At 66.2% G+C, this 4,395-nt stretch carries 3 protein-coding genes; all 3 read right to left on the bottom strand.

Translation table 11 applies throughout. The annotated features are described in order from the left end of the window. Positions 1-107: 107 nt before the first annotated feature. The 3 genes from RI841_RS07185 to RI841_RS07195 all read right to left on the bottom strand — a co-directional run bounded on the left by RI841_RS07185 (position 108) and on the right by RI841_RS07195 (position 4,340). Positions 108-1,787 carry an NAD-dependent malic enzyme gene (locus RI841_RS07185; protein WP_310704911.1) on the bottom strand — a complete coding sequence of 560 codons (1,680 nt, stop codon included), beginning with the start codon at positions 1,785-1,787 and terminating at the stop codon, positions 108-110. Between the two features lie 139 nt (positions 1,788-1,926). Continuing rightward, positions 1,927-3,087, bottom strand: a complete 1,161-nt coding sequence (locus tag RI841_RS07190) for a YeeE/YedE family protein (RefSeq protein ID WP_310704923.1) — start codon at positions 3,085-3,087, stop codon at positions 1,927-1,929. 227 nt (positions 3,088-3,314) lie between these two features. Further along, positions 3,315-4,340, bottom strand: coding sequence for a tryptophan--tRNA ligase (locus RI841_RS07195; protein WP_310704912.1), 1,026 nt, complete (start codon positions 4,338-4,340; stop codon positions 3,315-3,317). Between the last annotated feature and the right edge of the window lie 55 nt (positions 4,341-4,395).

Genomic DNA, 4,395 nt, shown 5'->3' on the forward strand with positions numbered 1-4,395 from the left:
GCGGGCTGCGGGCTGCGGGCTGCGGGCTGCGGGCTGCGGGCTGCGGGCTGCGGGCAGGATGTCACCCCTGCCCTGCTGCTCGTGGCTCGAAGCCCGTGGCTCGTTGCCTAGAACGAACGACGGCGATAGCGCCGATACGCCGGCGTCCAGCTGCTGCGCTCGATGGCCTCGCGCAGCTTGATGCCGTTGGTCTTCAGCGCCACACCCTCGCCCTGGGCCTGGGCGGCGACGTCGAAGGCAATCGCCTTGGAGAGCTCGCGGATCTTGGAGAGCGGAGGCAGCAGCGCTCCCTTCCCCTGCTTGACCAGCGGCGCTTCGCGGGCCAGCGCCCGGGACGAGGCCATCAACATGGCGTCGGTAACGCGCCTTGCCCCGGCAGCCACCACACCGAGGCCTATCCCGGGGAAGATGTAGGCGTTGTTGCACTGGGCGATGGGGATGCTGCGGCCGCCGTACTCCACCGGCGGGAAGGGGCTACCCGTGGCCACCAGGGCCTGACCGTCGGTCCAGCGGATCACGTCCTCCGGCACGGCCTCGGCCCGCGAGGTGGGATTGGAGAGCGGCATGATCAGCGGCATGTCGCAGCCGGCATGCATGGCGCGCACCACTTCCTCGGTGAAGATACCCGGCATGCCGCAGACTCCGATCAGCACCGTGGGCTTGATCCGCCTCATCACCTCCAGCAGCGACTGGCCATCCCAGTCGGCCACCATCTCGGGGGCGTGGGCCAGGCGGCCCTGGAAGTCGCGCAGCCAGGCCTGTTCGGAGGTGACCAGCCCCTCGCGGTCGACCATGTAGATACGCGAACGCGCCTCTCTCTCGGTCAGGCCCTCGGTCTGCATGGCCACCACCACCTGCTCGGCGATGCCACAGCCGGCCGACCCGGCCCCCACGAATACCACCTTCTGCTGGCCGATGCCCTCGTCGCGGGCCTGGCAGGCGGCCATCAGGGTGCCTACCACCACCGAGGCAGTCCCCTGGACGTCGTCGTTGAAACAGCAGAGCTCGTCGCGATAGCGGTCGAGCAGCGGCAGGGCATTGGCCTGGGCGAAGTCCTCGAACTGCAGCAGCACCCCGGGCCAGCGGCGCTTCACCGCGGCGATGAACTCCGCCATGAAGGCATCGTACTCCTCCTGGGAGACGCGCCGGTGGCGCCAGCCCATGTACATGGGATCATCGAGCAGCGCCTGGTTGTTGGTCCCCACGTCGAGCATGATCGGCTGGGTGTAGGCCGGGCTGATGCCGCCGCAGGCGGTATAGAGCGCCAGCTTGCCGATGGGAATCCCCATGCCGCCGATGCCCTGGTCACCGAGCCCCAGGATGCGTTCGCCGTCGGTGACCACGATCACCTTGACCTTGTCCTTGGTGGAGCTACGCAGGATGTCATCCATGCGATCGCGGTCCGGGTAGGCGATGAACAGCCCGCGGTGGTTGCGGTAGATGTTGGAAAACTCCTCACACGCCTTGCCGACCGTGGGGGTGTAGATGATCGGCAGCATCTCCTCGAGGTGCTCCGAGACCAGCCGGTAGTAGAGGGTCTCGTTATCATCCTGGATGGCGCGCAGGTAGATGTGCTTGTCCAGGTCATTCTGGCACTGCCTGTACTGGCGATAGGCTCGTTCCGCCTGCTCCTCGATCGTCTCCACATTCTGCGGCAGCAGGCCGATCAGGTTGAACTCCAGACGCTCCTCGCGGGTAAAGGCGCTGCCCTTGTTGAGCAGCGGCATCTCGAGAAGCGGTGGGCCAGCATAGGGGATGTAGAGGGGGCGCTTTTGGTCGATGGTCATCTCTCGCCTCGATACGGTGACTGAAACGGGCCGTTGGCGCTCTGTCGGCACCTTGCCGCCAACTCTAGCACGCCGCAAACGACGGCGCCCCGGCCTGGGGCCGGGGCGCTGCCTATTATGATACGGGCGGTGACGCGGCTCAGCACCCCTTCGCCGTGGGCAGCCGGCCTGCCCGACCCTCGAAGAAGAAGGGCCGCAGCTTCACCCCGAGCATGTTGCCGGCGAAGGCAGCCACCAGCCACACCCAGCCATGCAGGCTGCCGGAGGCGATGCCGCTGAAGTAGGCGCCGATATTGCAGCCAAAGGCCAGGCGGGCCCCGTAGCCGAGCATCAGACCGCCGATCACCGCAGCCAGGACCGAGCGGGCCGGGATGCGGAAATTGGGAGCGAACTTGCCGGCCAGCGAGGCCGCCACCAGTGCCCCGAGCAGGATGCCTATGTTCATCACGCTGGTGATGTCGCGCCAGATGGTGGCCTCCAGGGCGGCCGCATTCCATGAGGACTGCCAGTAGCCCCACTGGCTGACGTTGCCGCCGAGTGCCTCGAAGCCCTTGGCCCCCCACAGTGCGAAGGCCGAGGTGATCCCCCAAGGGCGACCGGCCAGCGCCAGGGTGGCGAAGTTGAGCAGTGCCAGGGCCACCGCCCCGGCCAGCAGCGGCCAGGGGCCGGTGAGCCAGCGACGGTTGCCGGCATCGATCGTCGGGGCCCGCTCCAGCTCGCCGTGGCGGCGCCTCTCCATCACCAGGGTGAAGGCGGCAATCGCGGCGAAGAGCGCCAGGCTGATGGCGATCCCGCCCCCGGTACCGGCGGCCTTGACCAGCGACACCGGCTGGAAGGCAGGCAGGCTCTGCCACCAGGTGAAATGGGCCGTGCCAATCACCGAACCCACCACAAAGAACAGCAGGGTGATCACCATGCGGGCGTTGCCGCCACCGGCGGTGAACAGGGTCCCCGAGGCGCACCCGCCGCCAAGTTGCATGCCGATGCCGAACAGGAAGGCGCCGACCACCACGGAGATACCGATGGGGGCCACGAAGCCGTAGACCGACTGGCCGAAGAGGCTGCCCGATCCCAGCGCCGGAAAGAACAACAGCACGGTGAGGGTGAGCATCACCATCTGCGCCCTCAGCCCGCGACCACGCCGCTCGGTGATGAAGACCCGCCAGGCGGCAGTGAAGCCGAAGGCGGCATGGTAGAGCACCATGCCCAGTAGACCGCCCACCACCATCAGCACACCGAGGCGCGCGCCGAAGGCGGCGCCCACAGCCAGGGCACTCAGCAGCAGGGTGCCGGCCGCCATGGCGGAGACCGAGAGTCGGGGGCGTTGGGTCAGGGCGAGTTCACTCATGGCGTGCTCTCTCGAAGTCGTCAGGGGCAGGGAGCCCAGTGGCCGCTATGTTAACGACTCGAGAAACAAACGTTAAAGCATTTAAAATAAATCATTAATAACAAAAAAGAATATTATTCATCCCTGACGACAACGGGCGCCCAGAGGCGCTCTCAATCTCGGCATGGCACGGATGCCAATCAGACGAAGCGCCCGAGCCCCGCAGCCTGGCGCAGGCGGTCCATGAAGGGCGCCGCCTCGGCACGGGCCCGCTCGGCCCCCTCGATCAATACCTGCTCGATGTGGCCGGGGTCCTGCATCAGCGCCTGGTAGCGCTCGCGAGGCTCGCGCAGCTGTTCGTTGAGCAGCTCGAAGACGCGGTTCTTGGCCTCGCCCCAGCCGATGCCATTGGCATATTCAGCACGCATGGCCTCGGTCTCGTCGGCCGGGGCAAAGGCCGAGTAGATCTGGAAGAGGGTGCAGGTCGACGGATCCTTGGGCTCGCCGGGCTCCAGGGAGTTGGTCTTGATCTTGCGTACCAGCTTCTGCAGTTTCTTCTCGGAGACGAACAGCGGGATGGTGTTGTTGTAACTCTTGGACATCTTGCGGCCATCCAGGCCGCCCAGGACCTCCACCCGCTCATCCACCACGGCATCGGGCAGGGTGAAGTACTGCCCCTTGTAGAGGTGGTTGAAGCGTCCGGCGATATCGCGGGCCATCTCGATATGCTGGATCTGGTCACGGCCCACCGGCACCTTGTTGGCATTGAACATCAGGATGTCGGCGGCCATCAGCACCGGGTAGCCAAACAGCCCCATGGTGATGCCCTTGTCCGGGTCCTGATTGCCGGCGGCCTCGTTCTCGGCCACCGCCGCCTTGTAGGCATGGGCGCGGTTCATCAGCCCCTTGGCGCAGACGCAGGAGAGCAGCCAGGTCAACTCGGGAATCTCGGGCACATCCGACTGGCGATAGAAGATGGCGTTGTCGGTATCCAGGCCCAGCGCCAACCAGGTAGCGGCGATCTCCAGGCGCGACTCCTGCACCCGGCGCGGATCCTGGCACTTGATCAGCGCATGCAGGTCGGCGAGGAAATAGTAGGACTGGACGTTCGGGTCCTGGCTGGCGGCAATGGCGGGCTTGATCGCCCCCACGTAGTTGCCCAGATGGGGGGTGCCGGTGGTGGTGATGCCGGTGAGAACGCGGGTCTTCTCGGAAGCTGCACTCATGGGGAAAGCGGACTCTGCTGTTCGGAAATGGCCGCTATGGTAACGCGAGGCCCCG

It is taken from the genome of Halomonas sp., assembly GCF_031581305.1.
Taxonomy (GTDB): Bacteria; Pseudomonadota; Gammaproteobacteria; order Pseudomonadales; family Halomonadaceae; genus Halomonas.

Coding starts and splice junctions, on each gene's coding strand:
- RI841_RS07185 (WP_310704911.1), bottom strand. CDS start 1,787: ATGACCATCGACCAAAAGCGCCCCCTCTACATCCCCTATGCTGGCCCA.
- RI841_RS07190 (WP_310704923.1), bottom strand. CDS start 3,087: ATGGCGGCCGGCACCCTGCTGCTGAGTGCCCTGGCTGTGGGCGCCGCC.
- RI841_RS07195 (WP_310704912.1), bottom strand. CDS start 4,340: ATGAGTGCAGCTTCCGAGAAGACCCGCGTTCTCACCGGCATCACCACC.